25 protein-coding genes are annotated in these 22705 nt (G+C 66.1%); 12 read left to right on the forward strand and 13 right to left on the reverse strand.

The window, feature by feature from the left end:
- Nucleotides 1-33: 33 nt before the first annotated feature.
- From IP92_RS11460 to IP92_RS11495, 8 genes are all read left to right on the forward strand, one after another.
- Entirely contained in the window at nt 34-786 is a 753-nt protein-coding gene (locus tag IP92_RS11460; RefSeq protein WP_229418726.1) for a DUF6597 domain-containing transcriptional factor, read from the forward strand.
- 99 nt (nt 787-885) lie between these two features.
- Nucleotides 886-1674 carry an SDR family NAD(P)-dependent oxidoreductase gene (locus IP92_RS11465; RefSeq protein WP_145874674.1) on the forward strand — a complete coding sequence of 263 codons (789 nt, stop codon included), beginning with the start codon at nt 886-888 and terminating at the stop codon, nt 1672-1674.
- Between the two features lie 41 nt (nt 1675-1715).
- Nucleotides 1716-2627, forward strand: a complete 912-nt coding sequence (locus IP92_RS11470; protein ID WP_145874676.1) for a LysR family transcriptional regulator — start codon at nt 1716-1718, stop codon at nt 2625-2627.
- A 90-nt stretch (nt 2628-2717) separates the two neighbouring features.
- Nucleotides 2718-3083, forward strand: a complete 366-nt coding sequence (locus IP92_RS11475; protein WP_145874678.1) for a VOC family protein — start codon at nt 2718-2720, stop codon at nt 3081-3083.
- A gap of 139 nt (nt 3084-3222) precedes the next feature.
- Nucleotides 3223-4011, forward strand: a complete 789-nt coding sequence (gene map / locus IP92_RS11480) for a type I methionyl aminopeptidase (protein WP_145874681.1) — start codon at nt 3223-3225, stop codon at nt 4009-4011.
- Between the two features lie 55 nt (nt 4012-4066).
- Nucleotides 4067-4300 (forward strand): ParD-like family protein, encoded by a 234-nt coding sequence (locus IP92_RS11485; RefSeq protein WP_145874684.1) that lies wholly within the window; start codon nt 4067-4069, stop codon nt 4298-4300.
- On the forward strand, nt 4293-5084 hold the full coding sequence (gene map / locus IP92_RS11490) for a type I methionyl aminopeptidase (protein WP_145874686.1): 792 nt from the start codon (nt 4293-4295) through the stop codon (nt 5082-5084). Before IP92_RS11485 ends, map (IP92_RS11490) begins: the two co-directional genes overlap by 8 nt.
- Before the next feature lie 145 nt (nt 5085-5229).
- Nucleotides 5230-6195, forward strand: a complete 966-nt coding sequence (locus IP92_RS11495; protein WP_199271944.1) for an IS1595 family transposase — start codon at nt 5230-5232, stop codon at nt 6193-6195.
- A 57-nt stretch (nt 6196-6252) separates the two neighbouring features.
- Here the strand turns inward: IP92_RS11495 and IP92_RS11500 are convergent, their stop codons facing one another.
- From IP92_RS11500 to IP92_RS11530, 7 genes are all read right to left on the reverse strand, one after another.
- Complete coding sequence (locus IP92_RS11500; RefSeq protein ID WP_145874688.1) at nt 6253-6786, reverse strand: YbhB/YbcL family Raf kinase inhibitor-like protein; 534 nt, start codon at nt 6784-6786, stop codon at nt 6253-6255.
- A 73-nt stretch (nt 6787-6859) separates the two neighbouring features.
- Complete coding sequence (locus tag IP92_RS11505; RefSeq protein WP_145874690.1) at nt 6860-7720, reverse strand: helix-turn-helix transcriptional regulator; 861 nt, start codon at nt 7718-7720, stop codon at nt 6860-6862.
- A gap of 9 nt (nt 7721-7729) precedes the next feature.
- Nucleotides 7730-8056 (reverse strand): barstar family protein, encoded by a 327-nt coding sequence (locus IP92_RS11510; RefSeq protein ID WP_145874692.1) that lies wholly within the window; start codon nt 8054-8056, stop codon nt 7730-7732.
- Entirely contained in the window at nt 8057-8479 is a 423-nt protein-coding gene (locus IP92_RS11515) for an ExbD/TolR family protein (RefSeq protein ID WP_145874695.1), read from the reverse strand.
- A gap of 16 nt (nt 8480-8495) precedes the next feature.
- Entirely contained in the window at nt 8496-9164 is a 669-nt protein-coding gene (locus IP92_RS11520; RefSeq protein ID WP_145874697.1) for a MotA/TolQ/ExbB proton channel family protein, read from the reverse strand.
- A gap of 6 nt (nt 9165-9170) precedes the next feature.
- Nucleotides 9171-9980: a 4-hydroxy-tetrahydrodipicolinate reductase gene (dapB, locus tag IP92_RS11525; RefSeq protein WP_145874700.1), complete on the reverse strand. Its 810-nt coding sequence runs from the start codon at nt 9978-9980 to the stop codon at nt 9171-9173.
- A 31-nt stretch (nt 9981-10011) separates the two neighbouring features.
- Complete coding sequence (locus tag IP92_RS11530) at nt 10012-10626, reverse strand: outer membrane protein assembly factor BamE (protein ID WP_371860920.1); 615 nt, start codon at nt 10624-10626, stop codon at nt 10012-10014.
- A 133-nt stretch (nt 10627-10759) separates the two neighbouring features.
- Between IP92_RS11530 and fur the strand changes: the two genes are divergently transcribed.
- Nucleotides 10760-11188 carry a ferric iron uptake transcriptional regulator gene (fur, locus tag IP92_RS11535; RefSeq protein ID WP_145874705.1) on the forward strand — a complete coding sequence of 143 codons (429 nt, stop codon included), beginning with the start codon at nt 10760-10762 and terminating at the stop codon, nt 11186-11188.
- A gap of 62 nt (nt 11189-11250) precedes the next feature.
- On the opposite strand, the gene hrcA is transcribed toward fur, so the two are convergent.
- A complete protein-coding gene (gene hrcA, locus IP92_RS11540; RefSeq protein WP_145874707.1) occupies nt 11251-12264 on the reverse strand; it encodes a heat-inducible transcriptional repressor HrcA in 1014 nt (337 codons plus the stop codon).
- Between the two features lie 55 nt (nt 12265-12319).
- On the reverse strand, nt 12320-13030 hold the full coding sequence (locus IP92_RS11545; protein WP_145874709.1) for an HAD family hydrolase: 711 nt from the start codon (nt 13028-13030) through the stop codon (nt 12320-12322).
- Between the two features lie 132 nt (nt 13031-13162).
- Here IP92_RS11545 and IP92_RS11550 point away from each other — a divergent pair, with 132 nt between their 5' ends.
- The 3 genes from IP92_RS11550 (at nt 13163) to IP92_RS11560 (ending at nt 15906) form a co-directional block, all read left to right on the forward strand.
- Nucleotides 13163-14554, forward strand: coding sequence for a metallophosphoesterase family protein (locus IP92_RS11550; RefSeq protein ID WP_145874711.1), 1392 nt, complete (start codon nt 13163-13165; stop codon nt 14552-14554).
- Between the two features lie 135 nt (nt 14555-14689).
- Nucleotides 14690-15307: a hypothetical protein gene (locus tag IP92_RS11555; RefSeq protein WP_145874713.1), complete on the forward strand. Its 618-nt coding sequence runs from the start codon at nt 14690-14692 to the stop codon at nt 15305-15307.
- 29 nt (nt 15308-15336) lie between these two features.
- A complete protein-coding gene (locus IP92_RS11560; RefSeq protein ID WP_145874715.1) occupies nt 15337-15906 on the forward strand; it encodes a hypothetical protein in 570 nt (189 codons plus the stop codon).
- A gap of 434 nt (nt 15907-16340) precedes the next feature.
- Here IP92_RS11560 and IP92_RS11565 read toward each other — a convergent pair whose 3' ends face one another.
- The 4 genes from IP92_RS11565 to IP92_RS11580 form a co-directional block, all read right to left on the reverse strand.
- Nucleotides 16341-18935: a TonB-dependent receptor gene (locus tag IP92_RS11565; RefSeq protein ID WP_145874718.1), complete on the reverse strand. Its 2595-nt coding sequence runs from the start codon at nt 18933-18935 to the stop codon at nt 16341-16343.
- Nucleotides 18936-19195: 260 nt separating this feature from the next.
- Nucleotides 19196-19972 (reverse strand): 16S rRNA (adenine(1518)-N(6)/adenine(1519)-N(6))-dimethyltransferase RsmA, encoded by a 777-nt coding sequence (gene rsmA, locus IP92_RS11570; protein ID WP_145874720.1) that lies wholly within the window; start codon nt 19970-19972, stop codon nt 19196-19198.
- A 233-nt stretch (nt 19973-20205) separates the two neighbouring features.
- Nucleotides 20206-21252 (reverse strand): 4-hydroxythreonine-4-phosphate dehydrogenase PdxA, encoded by a 1047-nt coding sequence (gene pdxA / locus IP92_RS11575; RefSeq protein ID WP_145874722.1) that lies wholly within the window; start codon nt 21250-21252, stop codon nt 20206-20208.
- A gap of 11 nt (nt 21253-21263) precedes the next feature.
- Complete coding sequence (locus tag IP92_RS11580; protein ID WP_145874724.1) at nt 21264-22670, reverse strand: peptidylprolyl isomerase; 1407 nt, start codon at nt 22668-22670, stop codon at nt 21264-21266.
- Between the last annotated feature and the right edge of the window lie 35 nt (nt 22671-22705).

Genomic DNA, 22705 nt, shown 5'->3' on the forward strand with positions numbered 1-22705 from the left:
TGGATATGAACCGGACATTATACTGGTTCGGCCATGATGACATATCGCGAATATCCCCCTTGCCCGGCACTGCGCCCGCATGTCGCGTGCCTGTGGACGGCCCGGGTGGCCGCCCCGGTCTCCGCCGCCGCCCCGCACGCCCACCGGGTGCTGCCCGATAACTGCGTGGACATCTTGTGGCAGGACGGCGGCGCCGCCCCGTTCGCCGTCGGCATGATGAGCACGGCCATCGTCGTGCCGGCGACGACGCCCGTGCGCACCGTGGCGGTACGGTTCAAGCCCGGCGCGGCCGGGCGCTTCCTCGGCGTACCGCTGCATGTGATGACCGACAGCCGGGCCGACCTGCCCGCGCTGTGGGGCCGCGCCGCGGCGGACCGGCTCGACGACGCGCTGTGGAGCCGCGACCTGACCGATACCGCCCGTCTCCGGCTGATCGAACAGGCGTTGCTGGCCCGGCTGGCGCCCGCACCAAGCGCACCGACGCTGGCGCTGCACGCGGTAGCCGCGATCGAGGCGGCGGGCGGCGCACTGCGGGTCGACGCGCTGGCGGACGATCTCGGCGTCTCGCGCCAGCACCTCACATTGCAATTTCGGCAGCAGGTGGGCCTGACGCCGAAGCTGTTCGCACGCATCTGCCGGTTCCGGCACGCGCTGGACCGGCTGCGTGACACGGCTGCCGACGGCGACCTGGCCGCGCTGGCCGCCGACTGCGGCTATTTCGACCAATCCCACCTGATCCGCGATTTCCACGACTTCGCCGCCAGCGCGCCGGCCGCCGAACGGTAACTTCTGTCCGTGAACCGGGTTCACAAGTCTTGTTCTCCAGCGCCCATTTATCGGGCGCCGCGCGGGACCTATGCTTGCCGCTCATCTTTGGGAGGACTTATGCAACTGGACCTGAACGACAAGACCGCGCTCGTGAGCGCATCCACTTCCGGCATCGGCTACGCGATCGCCGACCGCCTGCTGGCCGAAGGCGCCACCGTGATCGTCAACGGCCGCAGTGAAGCGACCGTGGCCAAGGCGGTGGCCGCGCTGCGCGACAAGCATGGCTTCGAGCGCGTGCTGCCGCTGGCGGCCGACCTGTCCGTGCCTGGATCGGAACGGGCGGCCGCGGAGCGCTATCCGCACGTCGACATCCTGATCAACAACATGGGGACGTATGCGCTGTCGGACTTCTTCAGCACGACGGACGAGGACTGGCAGCGCATGTTCGAAACGAACGTGTGGAGCGGCGTGCGGCTGGCCCGCACCTACATGAAGGGCATGCTGGAGCGCGGCGCGGGCCGCGTCGTGTTCATCTCCAGCGAAGTGGCGCTGACGCCGATGGCCGCGATGGCGCACTACAGCGCCAGCAAGGCCACGCAGCTGTCGATCTCGCGCAGCCTGGCGGAGCTGACGAAGGGCACGGCCGTCACCGTCAACGCTGTTCTCCCTGGGCCGACCGAGACGGACAGCCTGAAGTCGTTCATCGAATCCGTCAACCCGGGCTTGCCGTACGCGCAGGCGGAACGCAAGTTCATGGACGAGAACCGCCCGTCGTCGCTGATCTACCGCCTGGCCAAGCCGGCCGAGGTGGCGGACGTCGTCGCCTTCCTGGCCAGCCCGCGCGCCGCGGTGATCAACGGCGCGGCGATCCGTGCCGAGGGCGGCACGGTACAGACGATCGCCTGAGCGCAGGTATACTCGCCGGCAGTACAGCGAAAGGGGCAGAGTTGGATAACCGCAGCGGCGAAATGCAGGTCTTCGTGAAGGTCGTGGAAACGGGCAGCTTTTCCGCGACCGCGCCCCTGTTGAACCTCTCCCCTTCCGCCGTCAGCAAGGTGGTGTCGCGCATCGAGGAAAGGCTGGGCGTGCAGCTGTTCAAGCGCTCCACGCGGCACCTGGCGCTGACCGCCGAAGGCCGCGAATACCACGACAGCTGCGTGCGCATCCTGCAGGACATCGAGGAAGCGGAACAGCGCGCGTCGCAGCGCTCCGCGCAAATTCGCGGCATGTTGCGGGTCAACGTGTCGCTGCCGTTCGGCCAGCACTACCTGGTGCCCGCGCTGGCGGAATTCAGCCGGCTGTACCCGGACATCACCGTCGACATCTCGCTCACCGATGCCAAGATCGAACTGCAGCGCGACGAGGTGGACGTCGCCGTGCGCATGGGCCCATTGCACGACGTGTCGTACCGCGCCCGCAACCTGGGGCGCAGCCGGATGGCGGTGGTGGCCGCGCCCTCCTACCTGGAGCAGCATGGCACGCCGCAGGTGCCGTCGGACCTGGCCGGCCATCGCTGCCTGGGCTTCAACTTTCGCCGCGCGACGGGCGAGTGGCCGTTCCTCGTCGACGGCCGCCTGACGCACCTGGCCGTCGGCGGCGGCATGCTGACGAATAACGGCGAAACGATGCGGCAGCTGACGCTGCAGGGCCTGGGCATCAGCCGCGTCGGCCTGTTCCACGTGTACGACGATATCCAGCGCGGCGACCTCGTCGAGCTGCTGCCCGCCTTCAATGCAGGCGACCTGGAAGAGATCAACCTGATCTTCCTGAACCAGCGCCACATGCCGCCGCGCATCCGCGCCTTCATCGACTTCGCCGTGGACCGGCTCGCGCCGCTGCTCGCACGCTCTTTGCCATAAGCGGCGGCCTGGGCTGACGACCTTCCATTTTTCCAATCCGCCCACGGGGCGGCATGGCATGATGGCCGGATCGTCAACCAGGAGAGCACCATGATCAAAGGACTGCGCACCGCCATCTATCCCGCCAACGACCTGCCCGCCGCAAAGGCGTGGTACGCAAGGGTGTTCGGCACCGAACCTTACTTCGACCAGCCGTTCTACGTGGGCTTCGCGATCGCCGGCTTCGAACTGGGCATCGTGCCGGACGGCCAGCCCGGTACCGCGGGCACCAAGGTGTACTGGGGCGTCGACGACATCGACGCCGAGACCGCGCGCGTGATCGAACTGGGCGCGACCATCCACTCGGCGATCCAGGACGTGGGCGACGGCATCCGCGTCGTCGAGCTCGCGGACCCGTTCGGCAATGTGCTGGGGCTGATCCAGAACCCGCATTTCGACGTCGCCGCCGTGCGCTGATCGCTGCGCCACACCAATGTTTCCAAAAAACGGGGTCTGACCCCGATTTTGGGAAACATCCACGATAACGCGGGCGGCGCGGGGTGTGATAGTATACGTTTCATATATAAACCGTATATTCACTCATGCCGAGGCGCCCATGCTTACCCGAACCAGCGACGTCATCCTGAAGACGCCGGACCAGATCGAATGCTCGCGCGCCGCGGCGCAGCTTGCGGCGGACGTGCTGACGATGATCGGCCCGCACGTCAAGCCGGGCGTTACTACCGAGCACCTGGACCGGCTGTGCCACGCGTACATCGTCGACGTGCTGAAGGTCGTGCCGGCCAACGTGGGCTACCACGGCTATCCGAAGACGATCCTCACGTCCGTCAACGACGTCGTCTGCCACGGCATTCCGCGCCCGGACCAGGTGCTGAAGGATGGCGACATCGTCAACATCGACGTGGCCGTCATCAAGGACGGCTGGTTCGGCGACACCAGCCGGATGTACTACGTGGGCAAGCCCGGCAAGGCCGCACGCCGGCTGTGCGAAGTCACGTACGACGCGATGTGGGCCGGCATCCGCACCGTGCGCCCCGGCGCACGGCTGGGCGACGTGGGGCATGCCATCCAGCAGGTGGCCGAGGGCGCCGGATACTCCGTCGTGCGCAGCTATGGCGGGCACGGCATCGGCACCGTCTACCATGAAGACCTGCACGTGCTGCACTTCGGCCGCCCCGGCACGGGCGTGACCCTGGTGCCCGGCATGGTCTTCACGATCGAACCGATGATCAATGCCGGCAAGCACGCCACGCGCACGCTGGCCGACGGCTGGACCGTCGTCACCGTGGACCGCTCGCTGTCCGCGCAGTGGGAGCACATGGTGGCGGTGACGCCTTCCGGCTTCGACGTGCTGACCCTGGCGCCAGGGGAAACGGCAGCATGACGGCGTCGCACGTGCTAATATATGGTTCGTATATAGACCATATAAAGGCACCACCATGGGCATCGTCAAGATCTCCGACCAGATGCATGAGAACCTGCGCATCGCCAGCGGCGCACTGAGCCGCTCGATCAATGCGCAGGCCGAGCACTGGCTGCGCATCGGCCTGCTGGCCGAAACCAATCCCGACCTGAACTACAGCGAACTGTGCCAGCTGCTGCTGCGCGGCGACACGGGCCAGGGCCCGCTGCGCTTGACACCGGTAACGCGAGAGGCGCTGCACGATGCGTAAGAAGAACAGCAACGCCATCCTGATCAAGACGCCGGAACAGGTCGAACTCTCGCGCATCGCAGGCCAGCTGGCCGCGGACGTGCTGACGATGATCGGCCCGCACGTCAAACCCGGCGTCAGCACCGAATACCTGGACAAGCTGTGCAACGAGTACATCGTCGACGTGCTGAAGGTGATCCCGGCGAACGTGGGCTATGCCGGCTTCACGAAGACCGTGTGCACGTCCGTCAACGAGGTGGTCTGCCACGGCATCCCGACGCCGAAGAAGATCCTGAAGGATGGCGACATCATCAACATCGACGTGGCCGTCATCAAGGACGGCTGGTTCGGCGACACGAGCCGCATGTACTACGTGGGCAATCCGAGCAAGGCGGCACGCCGGCTGTGCGAAGTGACGTATGACGCGATGTGGGCCGGCATCCGCGCCGTGAAGCCCGGCGCGACCCTGGGCGACGTGGGCCATGCGATCCAGGTGCTTGCCGAGAACGCCGGCTTCTCCGTCGTGCGCGACTACTGCGGCCACGGCATCGGCATGGTGTACCACGAAGACCCGCAGGTGCTGCACTATGGCCGCCCGGGCATGGGCCTGAAGCTGGAACCCGGCATGGTGTTCACGATCGAGCCGATGATCAACGCCGGCAAGCACCAGACCCGCTCGCTGCCAGACGGCTGGACCGTCGTGACGGCCGACCGTTCGCTGTCGGCGCAGTGGGAGCACATGGTGGCCGTGACGGCGACCGGCTTCGACGTACTCACACTCGCACCGGGCGAGAAGGCTGCCTGAGCGGCCACCGACCCGGAACTGGTGTCTGACACCGGTGTCTGACACCGGTTTTTTACCGCGCTGTTCGCGTAAGGTTGGGGAACTTCCAGGCGTCAACGCTGTCTTACCTTCTGTTGAGATAACTCATCGATAACAGGAGGCAAGGATGAGAACGAGCGGCTTTCAGCACCTATTCCGTGCGCTGGCGCAGCTGCCGCTGTCGGCCGACGAGATCGCTTGCCTGCGCGACTGGCTTGCCACGCTGGAGGCGCCCGGGCGCTGCCTGGCCCTGATCGAGCAAGCGAAGGGGCGATGTGCCTGTCCTCATTGCGGCAATGCGCGCTGTCACCGCAGCGGGCACGCCAATGGCTTGCAGCGGTATCGCTGCATCGCCTGCCACCATAGCTTCAATGCGCTGACCGGCACGCCGCTGGCGCGCCTGCGGCATCGCGACAAATGGCTCGCCTATTTCCAGTGCTTGATTGACTCGCGCACGGTGCGCGCAGCCGCCGAACGCGTCGCGGTTGCGAAGTCGACCAGCTTTCGCTGGCGCCACCGGTTCGTCGCCGCCGTGCGGTGCGAGGAGCCGCCAACGCTGAAGGGCATCGTCGAAGCCGACGAAACCTACGTCCTCGAATCGCAGAAGGGCTCGCGCCATCTCGACAGGCCGGCGCGCAAGCGCGGTGGCAGGGCCACGTGCCGCGGCATCAGTCAGCATGAGTGCGTGCTGGTCGCGCGCGATCGCGGCAAGACCACGCACGCTTTTCATGCCGGCCAGGGCGAGCCGGATGCCGAGCGCCTGCTGCGCTACTTGAAACCGGTGCTGGCGTGCGACGCCTTGCTGGTCAGTTACGGCGCTGCCGCTTACCCAGCGTTTGCGAAGCTGGCACGGATCAGCCATCGGGCAATCAACGTGCGCGCCGGCGAGCATGCGCGCGGCGCCATCCACGTTAACGGCGTCAACGGCTGGCATAGCCGCTTCAAGACGTGGCTGCGCGTTTTCTGCGGTGTCGCGAGCCGCTACCTGGCCAATTACGCCGGCTGGCAAATGGTGCTCGATGCGGCGTCACTGACCATTCCCGAGCATTGGCTGCGGGCGGCGGTTGCACCCCGGCAGCAGGAGCGACCGTAATCTCTGCGATAAGTTCCGTTCCGGGATGAAAGCTCAGTGAACGCGAACAGCGCCTTTTTATCGGCCGTACACCGCCGTCACCTTCGCACTGCCCAGCCGGTTCGCGTTGATCATGTAGCCGATCAGCGCGGCCGACGCATCGGCGGGCACGTCCAGCTTCTCCACCTTCAGCGCGTGCACCGTGAACACGTAGCGGTGCGGCTTGTCGCCCGGCGGCGGGCAGGCGCCGCCGAAGTCCTGCGTGCCGTAATCGTTGCGGCCGTGCCGCGCACCGGCGGGCAAGCCGTCGGCGCGGCCGGCGCCGCTGTCCAGCGCATGCACACTGGCCGGCACGTCGTACACGACCCAGTGCCACCAGCCGCTGCCGGTCGGTGCATCCGGGTCGTAGGCCGTCACGGCGTAGCTCTTCGTGCCCGCCGGCGGGTCGCTCCACGCCAGTTGCGGCGACACGTTGCCGCCGGTACAGCCGAAGCCCTGGTAGACCTGGCGTGCCGGCAGCGTGCCGCCGTCGCGGAAGTCCTTGCTGTGCAGGTCGAGCGCGTGGGCGCCGGCACACAGCAGCGACACGACGAGGACGATGGTGGTTTTCATGATGTTCTCCTATGCAGATCGGGAAGGATCGGGAACATCAGGATGCCGCGGCAGGCCGCCGCGGTGCGCTCAATCAGTGTCGCGAAACGCTCACCGATGCCGCGGGGCGGCGTCGCACCGGTTCGGGCGCGAGCGTGGAGATGGACTGTGGCGGCGTGCCGAAACGCGCCGCGAACTGCCGCGCGAAACTGGGCACGGAACGGTAGCCGCAGGCCGCGGCGACCGCGTGCAGCGGCCGGCGCGTCGTCTGCAGCAGCGCCAGGCCGTGGTGCAGGCGGGCATCGCGCAGCACGATGCGCAACGAAGTCTCTTCATCCGCCAGCCGGCGCCGCAACGTGGCGCCGCTCATGTGCAGCCGTTCTTCGAAGTCGGCGGAACACCAGTCACGCCCCGGCTCGGCCGACACGATCAACCGGATGCGCGCGGCCACCGACAGGTCATGCGCCAGCCGGAACTGGTCGTCGCCGTGACGGTGCAGCGCCAGCAGCACGCCCAGCAGCGCATGGTCGAGCGCGCACTGGTCCGGCGTGCCGGCACACAGCAGCGCCAGCACGTGGCGCAGTTCCGCATCCAGCATGCCGAGTGCGCCGGTGCTGTGCGTGGCCGCGGGCAAAGGCGGCGGCGCGTGGGCGTCCAGCAGCGTGCGCGCCAGTTCGATCACGCGCCACGGGAACCCGATGCACCAGGCGCGGTAGTCGCCATGCTCGGGAATGTTCTGCACCGTGCAGCGCAGCGGCCGATGCAGCATCAGGTAGCGGCCCGAGCCCAGCTCGACGGCCGCGGCGCCCGTGTCCAGCGTCTTCCTGCCGTGCAGCGGAATGATGAGAGCCGGCTGGTCGATGTCGACGGCACGCAGGCTGTAGGCACGCTGCGCCGCGATCACGAGATCGGGGCGTGCCGCCAGGCCTTCCTCGATCCATGCGGGCACGCTCATCGCGGCTCCTTACTTCAGCACGAGCTTCAGGGCCGGCTTCTCGCCGTAATCCTCGTAGCGCTCGTTGATGCCACCGATGCAGTAGGTGATTTCATCCAGCAGGTCGGGCGCGGCGGCGCGCAGCGCGGCCGCATTCGTGACGACGATCTCCAGCACCTCGTTCGCCTTCAGGCGGAACTTCGTCATGCCTTCGTCGTCGCGCAGGTAGGAGAGCGCGTCGATCCACGAATCCATCGTCGGCGCCACGTGGTCGTTGAAACCGAACGCCGTGCGGCTCGCGGCGTGGAAGCTTGCTTCGTCGCGGATCGCCGCGCCGTCCAGGGTCACACTGGCCATTTATTTTTTTTCCTTTGGATCGGTGACGAAGACGAGCTTCGTCAATCCTTCTTGCTGCGCGGACGCCATCACGGTGGCCACGGCTTCGTAGCGGGTGGCGCGGTCGGCGCGCAATTGCAGCTCGGGTTGCGGATCGCGCTTCGCGGCGCCGGCCAGGCGCGGTTGCAGTTCGGCGGCCGGCACCGCTTCGTCGTTCCAGTACACGGTGCCCTGTGCATCGATCGCGATGCGCACGGTGTCGGCAGGTTGCGGCGCACGCGCACCGCCCGCCTTCGGCAGGTCCAGCTTCACCGCATGCGTGAACATCGGTGCGGCCAGGATGAAGATCACGAGCAGCACCAGCATCACGTCCACCATCGGCGTGACGTTGATGTCGGCCATCGATTCCTTCTGCCGGTGGTGGTTGAATGCGCCGAATGCCATCGCTGTCAGTGCTTCGTCAGTGCCGCGTTAAATAAGCATGCAGGTCGTGCGCGAACGCGTCCAGCTCGGACAAGGTCAGGCGGTTCACGCGGTTGTAGCCGTTATACGCCAGCACGGCGGGGATCGCGACCATCAGGCCGACACCCGTCATGATCAGCGCTTCGCCGACGGGGCCGGCGACCTTGTCGATCTCCACGGTGCCCGACGACGACACGGCGGCCAGCGCATGGTAGATGCCCCACACGGTGCCCAGCAAGCCGACGAACGGCGCGGTGGACGCGATCGACGCCAGCAAGGTCAGGCCGGACTCGAGCCGGATCGTGGACCGGTGGATCGCATCGCGCAGCAGCCGCGTCATCTGTTCCGAGCGGCTGACGGACGTGCCCAATGAGGTAGCGGACAACTGCGACCCGCCCTGCACCGCCGGCGCAATGCCCTGCTCGGCCAGCGCCAGGTAGATGCGTTCCGGATCGCCGGCGGCAACGACGGCCACGCCATCCTGCAGCGTCGGCGCATCCCAGAAGCGCTGCACGACGCGCGCGCTGTTGCGCACGCGCCAGGCCATCACGCCCTTGGCGAAGATGAAGAACCAGCTCGTCAACGACATCGCCAGCAGCAGCCATGCAATTGCGTGGCTCAGCGCGTCGCCCCGTTCCCAGTAACCCGCGAACGTGAAGTGGTCCATGGGCGCTTACTGGTTCAGGCCCAGCACGTCGTACATGTCGAACAGGCCGGTCGGCTTGTCGGCCAGGAAGCGCGCTGCCCGCAGCGAGCCTTGCGCGTAACCGGCGCGGCTGCTGGACTTGTGGCTGATTTCGATGCGCTCGCCCGTGCCGGCGAACAGCACGGTGTGATCGCCGATGATGTCGCCGCCGCGGATCGTCGCGAAGCCGATCGTCGACGGATCGCGCTCGCCGGTGACGCCTTCGCGGCCATACACGGCGCATTCCTTCAGGTCGCGGCCCAGCGCGTCGGCGATGACTTCACCCATCTTCAGCGCGGTGCCGGACGGCGCATCGACCTTGTGGCGGTGATGCGCTTCGATGATCTCGATGTCGTAGCCGGTGGACAGGCTCTTTGCCGCCAGTTCCAGCAGCTTCAGCGTGACGTTGACACCGACGCTCATGTTCGGCGCGAACACGATCGCCGTCTTCGCGGCGGCCGCCTGCAGCGCGGCCTTGCCCGCGTCGTCGAAGCCGGTGGTGCCGACGACGAGCTTGATGCCGTGCGCGGCGCAATACTCCGCGTGCTTCAACGTGCCTTCCGGGCGGGTGAAGTCGATCAGCACGTCCGCGCCCTTCAGGCCTTCGGCCAGGTCGGCGGTAACGAGCGCGCCGGAGCTCTTGCCGAGGAACGCGGCGGCGTCCTGGCCGAGGCCGTCGCTACCGGCAATCCCGAGCGCGCCGGACAGGCGCATGTCGTCCGCATTCAGCACGGCTTCCACCAGCATGCGGCCCATGCGGCCGCCGGCGCCGGCGATGGCGATGTTCAGTTGAGTCATGGTGTTCTCTGTTCTTGTGCTGATTGACCGCTTATTGACCGCTCTTGGCGTTGATCTCCACCGGATTGCGGTTGCCCGAATCCTGGCCGCCCGGCAGCGGCGCGCGCGTGGCGGCCGGCTGGTTCTCGCTGTTGCGCTTCTCTTCCTTCTGGAATTGCTTGATCGGGCCGGCGATGCGGGCGACGAAGTCCTGTTCCGACGGGAGCTCGCCGCCTTCGAAGCGCTCGACCTTGCCGTCCTTGTCGAAGTACACGACGACGGTGCTCGTCGTCAGTTCGCCGTTGCCGCGCGCGTAGCGGAACGGGTAGTCCCAGCGGTCGGCGTGGAAGATGTCGTTCAACAGCGGCGAGCCCATCACGAAGCGCACCTGGTCGCGCGTCATGCCGGGCTTCAGCTGCGCCAGCATTTCCTTCGACACGAAGTTACCCTGCTGGATATCCGGGCGGTACGGCGAGAAGAACCACATGAACTTCTGCGCCTGCGTCACTTGCGTGGTGCGCACGCCCTGTGCCGGCTCGACGACGGGGTTCTGCTGCTGGGTGGCGGTGGCGCCTTCCTTCGGTCCCAGCACGGTCCTGCCGGCGCAACCGCCGAGTGCAAGCGCCACGCAGCCGGCCGCCACGGCAAGCGGCAGACGCTGTTTCAAAGAGTGCAAGATGGATGGCGGGTTTGCTTGCTGGGTTGCCCGGGTGACGCGCATAAGTGACCTCAATTCAGATTGAGCAGAAGTGCCAAAACGCTATATCATAAAGCACTCCAGCCTAAACCGACTACCAGACATGAGTAACAGCCCTACCGACCTGAAGGCCAGCGGCCTGAAGGCCACCCTGCCGCGCCTGAAGATTCTCGACATCTTCCAGAACAGCGCCGTGCGTCACCTGACGGCCGAAGACGTCTACAAGATCCTCCTGGCCGACAATATGGACGTCGGTCTCGCCACCGTGTACCGCGTGCTCACGCAATTCGAGCAAGCGGGCCTGTTGAACCGCAATCACTTTGAAAGCGGCAAGGCGATTTTCGAACTGAACCAGGGTTCGCACCACGACCACCTCGTGTGCCTCGACTGCGGCCGCGTCGAGGAATTCGTCGACGAGGAAATCGAAGCGCGCCAGCAGCGTATTGCGCTCGAGCGCGGCTTCAAGATCGCCGAGCACGCGCTGGCGATCTACGGCAACTGCACGAAGGAACATTGCCCGCACCGGACCTGATGCCGGCGCAGCAATAAAAAACGGCCCGCACGGGCCGTTTTTTTTACTCGGTGCCGGGCCATTCAATGCTGGCTCAACGCATTCGACAGCAGCCGCGACGTGATGTCGACGATCGGGATCACGCGCTCGTAGGCCATCCGCGTCGGGCCGATCACGCCCAGCGTGCCGACGATGCGGCCGTTCGCTTCGTACGGCGCGGTGACGACGCTCATGTCGTCCAGCGGCACGAGGTTCGACTCGCCGCCGATGAAGATCTGCACGCCGGAGGCTTTCGACGACACGTCCAGCAGCTGCATCAGCCCCGTCTTCTGCTCGAACATGTCGAACATCTGGCGCAGCGAACTCATGTTCGAGGACAGGTCGCTGACCGACAGCAGGTTGCGCTCGCCCGAGATCACCATGTCTTCGCTTTCGGACATCGCCTCGCTGCCCGCTTCGACGGCGGCCTGCATCAGCCGGCCCATGTCGTCGCGCAGCTGGCGCAGTTCGCCCTGCATGCGCGAGCGCACTTCGTCGAACGCCACGCCGCTGTAGTGCTGGTTGATGAAGTTGGCCGATTGCTGCAGCTCAGCCGGCGTGTAGTCGACGTCGGTCAGCAGCAGGCGGTTCTGCACGTCGCCGCCGGGCGCGACGATGACGAGCAGGATGCGCTTCTCGCCCAGGCGCAGGAATTCGATCTGCTGGAACACGGATTCGCGCCGCGGCGTCATCACGACGCCGGCGAACTGCGACAGCGACGACAGCATCTGCGCCGCGTTCGCGATCAGCTTTTGCGGCGGCTGCGCTTGCGGCCGCAGGCGCGATTCGACGGCACTCTCGTCGATCGGCTGCACCGTCAGCAGCGTGTCGACGAAGATGCGGTAGCCGCGCGGCGTGGGGATGCGGCCGGCGGACGTGTGGGGGCTGGCGACATAGCCGAGCTCTTCCAGGTCGGCCATGATGTTGCGGATCGTGGCCGGCGACAGGTCAAGGCCGGAAATCTTCGACAGCGCGCGCGAGCCGACGGGCTGGCCGTCGGCAATGTAGCGCTCTACGAGGGCTTTGAGCAGGGTTTGGGCACGAGTATCGAGTTGCATGGTTCGGTTCAGCGGTTACGCAATATTATGCACGGCTGGGGCCCGGGAGGGGAGTTCAATCGGCTAACTGTTGTTCCAGCCACGCAATCAACTCATGGAAATCGGTGCAAATCGCATCGGGACGGATGTTTGCTTCCAGGTGGGCCGTGCTGCCGGTGCGGTTCATCCACACGGCCCGCAAGCCCGCCTTTTGCGCGCCTTCCACGTCGAGGCGCAGGTCGTCGCCCACGTAGACGGCGTGCTGCGGCGCCACGTCCAGCGCATCGCAGGCGGCCAGGAAAATGGCCGGATCGGGCTTCGCCTTGCCAAACCGGCTTGCCGCCAACGATACCTTGAAATGGTGGGCGATGCCGATGACTTCAAGGTCGGCCATACCGTTCGTGACGACGCCCAGCGTCACCTGTTCCGCCAGCCGCATCAGCCCCGGCATCACGTCGTCGTACAGCTGCACGGCGTTGCGCGCGGCGGTGAAGTGACGCATCGCGCCGTCGAGATGGCGCGCATCCTCCTCCACGTGGGCGAACGCCGCTTCCAGCGCCGCCCGGCGCAGCTGATGCAGGTCCAGGTGGTAGTGCGGCTGCTCGGCGAGCAATGCCAGCCGCCGGGCGCGCAACTCCTCGATCGTGAACGCGTGCGCCACCTTCGGCGCATGCGCGGCCAGCCACGCATGCAGCGTCAGTTCGGCCTCGGCGATCACGGGGGCGATGGGCCACAGCGTATCGTCCAGATCGAACAGGATGGCCTGGGGTCGTGCAATCTCTTTCATGCTGCCATTGTCGCATGGACGGGGCACGCGCACGCGCCTGAGCTGCCGGCGCGTCCGGCGTTGCCGGGCTCGCTGCCTATGTCGGGTTTGCAAATAATGCTAAATTAACGAATTGCTCACCGCGGAACCATCATGCGCTTATTGCTCACCTCGCTTGCAGCCGCCCTGTTGGCAGGCTGCGCCACCAGCACACCACCGCTGCCGCCGCACATCCTGTCGACCTACGTCGTATTGGGCGAACAAGGAGTGCCGACGGCGCGCGTGATCACCGATGCCCCGGCCTGCCCCACGCTGGAGGCGGACGGGCGAGCGCTGCCGATGCAGGTGCGCGCGGCGCCGGCGACGATTCCGCTGCGGCCGACGGCGTCCGCGCCGGAAGACTCGAAGCCTTCCGCGTTTCCCGTGCTGACGTGCGAGGCGCCCCTGCCGGCTGGCACGCGCAGCGCCACCGTGGCGGGTGTGGCGCTGCCGGCGCCCAGGATGGAAGCGCGCCGCATCGTCGTCATCGGCGATACGGGATGCCGCCTGAAAAAGGCCGACCATGCATGGCAGCCGTGTAACGATCCGGAGCAGGCGCCGTTCGCCGACGTGTCGGCCGCCGCCGCGCGCTGGCAGCCCGACCTCGTCGTGCACGTGGGCGACTACCACTACCGCGAGAACCCCTGCCCCGACGGTAACGCCGGCTGCGCGGGCAGCCCGTGGGGCTACGGCTGGGACGCGTGGCGCGAAGACTTCTTCCGCCCGGCCGAACCGCTGCTGCGTGCCGCGCCATGGGTGGTCGTGCGCGGCAATCACGAAACATGCGTGCGCGCCGGCCAGGGCTGGTGGCGCTTCCTCGATCCGCGCCCGCTACTGCAGGGCCGCGATTGCAATGCGCCGGCCGACGACGCCACCGGCGACTACAGCGATCCCTACGCGGTGCCCCTCGGCGGCGACGCCCAGTTGCTGGTACTGGACACGGCTGCCACGTCCTGGCGCGGGTTGAAACCGGGCGACACGGGCTACGCGCGCTACCGCGACGCGTATGCGAAGACGGATGCGCTGAGCCAGCGCGCAGCGTGGAACCTGCTGACCAACCACCAGCCGATCCTCGGCTTCGGCGCCGGGCTGGACAAGGCCAGCCAGAGCTACCTGCAGCTGGGCGACCTCGGCCTGCAGCAGGCGTTCGGCGCGGCGAACCCGATGCTGCTGCCGCCCCGCGTGCAGGCACTGCTGTCGGGCCACGTCCACCTGTGGGAACAGGTGAGCTTCAAGACGGATCACCCGAGCCAGTTCGTGACGGGATTTTCCGGCACGCTGGAAGACGTGGTGCCGCTGCCGGACGACGTCTCCGCCGTGCAGCCGGCACCCGGTGCCGTGATCCATCAGTTCAGCGCCTGGCAGGGCGGCTTCGGCTTCATGACGATGGAGCGTACCGCGGCCGACACGTGGGCGATCGCCGTGCATGACCGCCACGGCGTCGTCCGCAACCGCTGCAGCCTGCAAGGGCGTCAGTCTTCATGCGTGCTGGCGCGGGTGGAGTGACGGGGCGGGCGACACGGCGCGACACATGTCGTTACAAGGATTTCTGAAGCCACCCCTTGCCAAATGCACTAAAATAAGCGCCGCCTGCGGCTGAGCCGCGGCTTCCGTCCGACCCTTTTAGAGAGTGTGATTGTTATGAAGAGTAAGTATGCGCGCATCACCGCAGGCGCGCTTTGCGCCGCGCTGCTGGCCAGCTGCGGCGGCAGCGATAACGGCAGCCTGACGCTGCGCGTGTACGTGTACGGCCTGTTCAAGCCGGGGCTCGTGCTGCAGAACGGCGACCAGACGGTCACCGTGCCGGCCGGCTCCAGCCCGGCGGCGACGTCGGTGCAGGAAGTCTACTTCCCCAACCTGATCGCCCAGGACTCGACGATCGACATCAAGGTCAAGACGAACCCGATCGCGACGACGTGTACGCCCGACCCGGCCACCGCGACGAACGTCAAGGCGAACTACTACTCGGCGCTGCAGGTGGTGGTCAACTGCGCCACGGCCAGCTACAAGCTGGGCGGCAGCGTGACGGGCCTGACGCGGGACCAGCTCGTGCTGACGAACGGCGGCAACAATGTGACGATCCGCCCTGAGACGGGCTCTTCGTTCGTCTTCCCCGGCACCGTCTATGATGGCCTGAACTATGGCGTGACCGTGCTGGCGCAGCCGGAAGGCCTGACGTGCACGGTGCAGAACGGCGTCGGCACGATGCCGTCCGGCGACGTGATGAACCTGGCCGTCAGCTGCGTGCCGAAGACCTGACCGGCGCCCCCGTCCAACTGGAGAAACTCATGAAAGCAAAATATTTCGGCACGGCGCTGCTGGCGCTGGCGCTTGCCGGCTGCGGCGGCAAATCGTCGTTCACGATCACGGGCACGGTCAGCGGCCTGAAGAACCCGGGCCTGCAACTGGCCAATGGCGATGACGTCATCTCGGTGCCGGTCGACGCCACGTCGTTCAGCTTCCCGAAACAAGTGGATTACGGTGACTCGTACACGGTGGTCGTCAAGACGCAGCCTCAGTACATGAATTGCACGCCTCTGAGCCAGACCGGCACGGCGGGCCGCACGGAATCGATCCAGCTGGCGATCACGTGCACGCAGAACACCCATACGGTGTACGTGACGGTGACGGGGCTGACGGCCGAAGGCCTGCAGCTGATCAACGGCTCGAGCGGCCTGCAGGCGGTTACCGTGGCCACCCCGAGTACCTCGTTCGGGGGAATCCCGGTCGGCACGGCATATGGCATTACGGTCTACCAGCAACCGACCGGCCAGACCTGCACGGTTGGCAACGGCGCCGGCTACATGGGCGATGCGGACCGCGCCGACACGGTCGTCACGTGCGTCAAAAACACGTGATATTCACAAGTGGAATGATGGGCATTCGAAAAATAAAGTAGATCAATATGCGGCAACGCATCATAATCAATCCCGTCTCCTCCACTTCTTTCTAAGAATTGGATTTAGCCGGCTCCTAGAGCCGGCTTTTTTTTGCCCACAATATTTCCCAAAATGAGGGACTGTCCCTCGTTTGTGGAAATATTGCCAAAATCGAGGGACAGTCCCCCTCCTCGCTTGTTGTACAAAGCACACCCTCACCTGGATATGTGGCCTCTGCGTATCGGTGCGCCATAAGACATCGGTGTTACCAAGGCAGGAGGGACTGTCCCTCATTTGAGGAAATATTTCCAAATTCGAGGGACAGTCCCTCTCGTGGTTTGTTGTTTTAAATATACCTCGACGGGAAATAAAAAAGCCGCCCGGAGGCGGCTTGGATGGCGTTGGCGGGGCGGTCAGAATTTATAGGTGAGGCCGACGTTATAACGCCGCCCATATTCCATCACGTTCTGGATGTACGGGTTGCCCGCCTGCGTGTGAATGACTTTCTGGTTCGTGATGTTGTCCAGGCCCACGTGCAGCTGCAGTTGCGGCGTCACGTATTTCGAGATGTTGGCGCTGACGTACGTCTCTTCCGCGTTCTCGACCAGGTAGCCGGCCGTCCAGCGCGGCATGCGCGTGAACGGGCTGTGATAGTTCGCCTGCAGCCGCGCTTCGAAGCCGTTCTTCTCGTACCACAAGGTGACGCCGCCGTTGCGCCGCATCAGCCCCACCATCGGGAAGTGGTTCGTGTACTCGCGGATGCTGCTGTCGTTGTACGAGTAGTTCGCCGCAATGCCCAGGCCGTCGAACGGTGCCGGCAGCATCGTGAACGCTTGCTGGTACGCCAGTTCGACGCCGCGCACATAGCCGCCGTCGCCGTTGACCGAGCGGGTCAGCGCGGCCGGGACGCCGTCGATCGTCGTCGTATCGGTCGTGATGCCGATGTAGCTGGCGATCTTCTTGTAGAACAGCCCGGCCGACAGCAGCGAGCCCTTGTCGAAGTACCACTGGTAGGACATGTCCGCCTGGTTCGCCATCATCGGCAGCAGGCCCGGATTGCCGGCGCTGCCCGTCAGCGGCTGGGAGCCCTGCTGGACCGACAGCTGGCGCGACGCGCGCATCTCGTCCAGCGGCGCGCGCGACATCGCCCGCGCCACGGAGAGGCGCAGCTGGTGCTGCTGGGCTTCGTCCAGGTTGAAGATCAGGTTCGCGCTCGGCAGCACCTTCGTGTACGACGCGCCGCCTTCGACCGCCGTTGGCGCCGCGTCGCCACGCGACTCCATGCCGCTGCCCGTCTGCTTCGTGTGCACCACGCGCACGCCGGCGTTGCCGCGGTACTTCAGGCCGAACATCACGCCTTCCACGTCCGCCTGCGCATACACGGCGCTGCTGCGCTCCTTGACCTTCCAGCCGGCCAGCTGGTCGGCCGTCGTCGGCGCGCGGCCATCCGCCGACAGTGCTCCCGGCCCGGCCAGCGCCGCCACGGCGCCCTCGAAGTCGCCCAGCATCAGCGCGGGGAAGTAGCCGTCCACGCGGATCGTTTCAAACGCCGATGCGGGCAGCGTGCCGGTGGTTCCGATGTTCCACGTCGTCTGCCGGTACGACTTCTCGCGGTCGGCGAAGCGCGCACCGAACTTGATGCGGTTGACGGGGCCGAAGTCCAGCGGCCGCGTGGCGGACAGCTGGGCTGAATTCAGGCGGTCGTCGACGTGGCCATCCGTGTCGACGAAGAGCTGCGGCGTGCCGGCATAGTTCGAGAGATTGCCGGTGTCCTGGCTGAACGAGTACGACTGGTACTCGTTGCCGGTGAAGGCCCAGGAAACGGTGCCCGGCACGCTGCTCTGGCGCACATCGGCCCACTGGCTGTCGCGATCGGCGCGCGACGTGGCGACGTCCGCGTCGAGCTTCCACTCGCCCGCATTGAACTTGCCGTTCAAGCCGCCGGCGAAGTTGCTCATGTTCTGGAACCAGCGCGTGCTGTGCGTGGACACGCTGATGTCGCGCACCGTGCCGCCGACCACGTAGCCGTCGCGGATGTCGGCATTGCTGTAGTTGCCGCTGATGCCGCCGTCCCAGTTGCCCAGGCCATCGACCCAATGCTGCACGCTCGGCTCGTGGATCTTGTTCTTCGCGTAGTACAGGTCCGCCGTGATCAGCGCATCCGGGCTGGCCTTCCATTCGAGTTTGCCCAGCACGCTGGCGCGTTCGTTGGTGCCGCGCTTGATTTCGTCCTCGAAGCCCCACGGCGTCTTGTCGACCTTGCCGTCGCCGTTCAGGTCCACCGAGTGGTCTTCGTTGAAGCCCCAGTGGTTCTTGCGCTTCTCGATCGACGGCTGCTTCTGGTAGCTGAACGCGGCCGCGACGCCGACGGTGCCGCCGGCCAGCTGGTCGATGTAGATGCCGCCCAGGCGCGGGCGCACCGTCTTCGCATCGACGTCGTTCGCCAGCGGGTAGTACAGCGCATCCGCCTTCAGCGACGCCTGGCGCCCCTTGTACTTCAGCGGCTGCACCGTCTGCAGGTCGATCGTCGTGGCAACGCCGCCTTCGACGAGGTCGGCGTTCTGCGTCTTGTAGACGACCGCGCCGGACAGCGACTCGGACGGGAACTGCTCGAAGCGCACCGCGCGGTTCGGCTCCGACGACGCCAGTTCGCGGCCGTTCAGCGTGGCACCGATGAAGCGCTCGCCCATGCCGCGCGCGACGATCTGGCTGGCGTTGCCGCGATCCAGGCCCGCGGCCAGGCCCGGCAGGCGCGCCAGCGATTCGGCGATCGTCGTGTCGGGCAGCTTGCCGATGTCTTCCGACGACACCACTTCGACGATGCTGTTGGAATTCTCCTTGACCGACAGCGCGCTGCGCACGGACGCGCGGATGCCGGTGACCGTCACCTGCTGGACGGCGGTGTCGCCGCTCGCCGGGGCGGTGCCTTGCTGGGCCTGGGCAAAGGCGGGGACGGCGGGAATCAGGAACAGCGTGCGGATCAGCACGCTGAGGGCGGTTGGCTTCATAGGTCTCCGGATGGTTATTGTTGTGACGGGAATCGATGGCAATCGATCAATTTCCTGTCAAAAATTCTATGAGCCGGCCGGGTAGCTACGGAATTGAAATTTGTGCTTTTTGCTATGCTGAATCGATATAGCTGTCCGGAAGCACCCAGCTAAGTGGTTGAATCGATGGGAATTTGTCGCCGCCGGCAGGACACCGGCGGCAGTAGGTGCACGCGCGCTACCGTTGTGCGCGCGTAACGATCAACGGGTGATCGGTTCGTTCAGGCAGGCTTGTGCGCGTTGGCCAACGCTACGTAGGCTTCCATCGCCACCGTTTCCGGGCGGGCGCCCGGGTCGATGCCGGCGTCGACGATCTGCTGCTCCGTGAACATGCCGGCCAGGCAGTTGCGGATCACCTTGCGGCGCTGCGAGAACGCCTTGGCGACGACGGCTTCCAGGGTCGCGGCATCGCACCGCAGCGGCTCGGCGATCGGGATCATCCGCACGATGGCCGAATCGACCTTCGGCGGCGGGTCGAACGCTTCGGGCGGCACGACGAACATCAGCGCCATCCGGTAGCGCCATTGCAGCATCACGGACAGCCGTCCATAGGCCTTGGTGCCCGGCTCCGCGACCATCCGCTCGACGACTTCCTTCTGCAGCATGAAGTGCTGGTCCTGCACCAGTGGCGCGTACTCGGCCAGGTGGAACAGCAGTGGGCTGGAGATGTTGTACGGCAGGTTGCCGACGACGCGCAGCTTGCGGCCTGCCGGCACGGGAATCGCACCGAAGTCGAACTTGAGCGCATCGCCCGCATGCACCGTCAGGCGCTCCGGCGGGTAACGCTTCTCGAGGCGGGTGACGAGATCGCGGTCCAGCTCGACGACGTGCATGTGCGGCAGCGACTTGAGCAGCAGATCCGTCATCGCTGCGAGGCCCGGCCCGATCTCGACCATCGTATCGCCATCGGCCGGCGCGATGGCGTCGATGATGTCGCCAAGGACGCGGTCATCCTGCAAAAAATTCTGGCCGAAGCGCTTGCGTGCAATGTGTTTCATGTCGTTCAAAAAGTGTTGTTTTTTCCAACCAGGGACTGTCCCCGGTTGGGCGATGTTGTTTTTCCCACACCTCCAAAAACCGGGGACTGTCCCTCGTTTTTGGAAACAAACTGTGGAAAATTTCTGGGTTAGCGATTAACTGCCGAAGATACGCTGCCGAAGTCACGCCTGGCGCGCCGTTTGTGCAGAGTGTTTCCTGAAACGAGGGACAGTCCCCATTTTTTGGAAATTTTTTAGCGGGCCGGGCGGCTGGCTTCGGCCATCGCCAGTGCGGTGGCGATCGCTTGCTCCATACTGCCGCAGTCGGCGTGGCCGAGGCCGCGGGCGGCCAGGTCCAGCGCGGTGCCGTGATCGACCGACGTGCGGATCAGCGGCAGGCCCAGCGTGATGTTGACGCCGCGGCCGAACGTGGCGAACTTCAGCACCGGCAGGCCCTGGTCGTGGTACATCGCGAGCACGCAGTCGGCGTCTGCCAGGTACTTCGGCTGGAACAGCGTATCGGCCGGGAATGGGCCGCGCGCGTCGATGCCGCGCGCACGGGCCGCTTCCAGCGCCGGATGGATCACGTCGATCTCTTCGCGGCCCAGGTAGCCGTTCTCGCCCGCATGCGGGTTCAGACCGGTGACGAGGATGCGCGGCGCCGCGATGCCGAACTTGGTGCGCAGGTCGTGCGCGATGATGTCCAGCGTGCGGCCGATGCCGTCGATCGTCAGCGCGGCCGGCACGTCCTTCAGCGGCAAGTGCGTCGTGGCCAATGCAACACGCAATTGCGCGACGTCCGGTACACCCTGCGGCGCGCCCGCCAACATCATGACGACCTGCGGCGTGCCGGTGCGCTCGGCGAAATACTCGGTGTGGCCGGAGAACGGCACGCCGGCATCGTTGATCGTGCTCTTTTGCAGCGGCGCCGTGACGACCGCCTCGAACCAGCCGGCTTGCGTGCCTTCGATCGCGGCGTCCAGCGTGGCGAGCACGGCGCGGCCGTTCTCGGGCTCGAGCGTGCCCGGCACCACGTGGGCGGCCAGTGGCACGTCGATCACGCACAACCGCTCAGGCCCGAAGTGCGGCACGCCGCCATTGCGGACAGCCTGCAGCGACAGCGCACTGACGCGGATGGCCGGGTCGATCGCCTCGGCCGTCAGCGCCAGGAAGGCCGCATCGCCCAGCAGCACGCAGTTGACGCGCTCGCGCAGCGCCCACGCGGCGCGGATCGAAATCTCCGGGCCGATGCCGGCCGGCTCGCCGGTGGTGATGGCGATCGCGCGGCGCCTGGTGCTCATGGATGGACGCCTTACTTCAGGTCGTCGCCGCGGTATTCCACGTAGGCGCGGTCACGCACCTCGCGCTGGAAGTCTTCCGCCGCCTCGACCATCTTGCGCTCGCGCAGCGCCATGCGTGCCTCGTTGCGCTTCTTCTCCTTCGACATGTCTTCGGACTTGCGCTCGACGACCTGGATCAGGTGGTAGCCGAATGCCGTCTCGACCGGGCCGGAAACCTCACCCGGCTTCAGCGCGTTCATCGCCTTCTCGAATTCCGGCAGCGTGTCGCCCGGGTACAGCCACCCCAGGTCGCCACCCTTCTTCGACGATTCGTCGTTCGAATACAGGCGCGCCAGTTCCTCGAACGACGCCGCCTTGCTGTCCAGTTTTTCCTTCATCTCGGCCAGCTTGCGCTTTGCGTCGGCGGCGCTCGTCGTCGGCGTCACCTTCAGCAGGATGTGGCGGGCATGGGTCTGTTCGACAGCCGCTTCGGCCTGTGCCTGCGCCAGCGAACGCTTGTCGACCAGCTTCAGGATGTGGAAGCCCGTAACGCTCTTGATAATCTGCGTGACCTGGCCCGGCTGCAGCTTGTCGAGCGCTTCGGCGAAGACCGGCGGAATGCGGTCGCTCTGGCGCCAGCCGACGGCGCCGCCCTGCAGCGCGTCCGACGCGTCCGAATACGTGGCCGCCACCTTGGCGAAGTCGCCGCCGGTGCGCAGCTGGCGCATCACTTCCTCGGCGCGCTTCTGGCGCTGGGCGATCACGTCCGGCGTGGCGTTCTCGGGAATGCGCACGAGGATCTGCGCGATGTTCAGCTCATGCTGTTCGGCGGCCGCCGCTTCCTGCGCGGCCAGGAAGCTGTCCACTTCCGCTTCCGAGATCTGGATCTTCGCATCCACCTCGTGCTCGCGCAGGCGCGTCGAGATGATCTCGTCGCGGATCTCTTCGCGGAACGTGGCGAACGACGTGCCTTCCTTCTCGATCTGGTCGCGCAGCTGCTGCACCGTCATCTTCTGCTGTTCGGCGATGCGGGCGATGGCGCGGTCGAGCATCGTGTCGTCGACACGCACGCCCATCTCCTTGGCCATCTGCAGCTGGGCGCGTTCGACGATCATCCGTTCCAGGATCTGGCGCTGCAGCGCGGCCGGATCGGGCAGCTGCACGTTCTGGCCCTTCATGCGCTGCGTGATCACGGTCACCCGCTCGGCCAGCTCGCGGCGCGTGATGACGTCGTCGTTGACGATCACGGCGATCGAGTCGATCTCCGGATTCTTCGACTGCCCCGGCGGGACGAAGCCCTTCGGCTGTTCGGCCGGCGCGCTTGCCGCCGCGGCCGGCTTGTCCTGGGCCGCCGGTTTGGCGTCCTGCGCCGAGGCCGCGCCGGCGGCAGCCAGGGCGCACAGCAATGCTGCGAGGGAGATCGGGTGCTTACTGAACATATTGCAAACGCTTTTCAGGTCAGGTGGTAAATCGG

The organism is Pseudoduganella flava, assembly GCF_007830495.1.
GTDB classification, from domain to species: domain Bacteria; phylum Pseudomonadota; class Gammaproteobacteria; order Burkholderiales; family Burkholderiaceae_D; genus Rugamonas; species Rugamonas flava.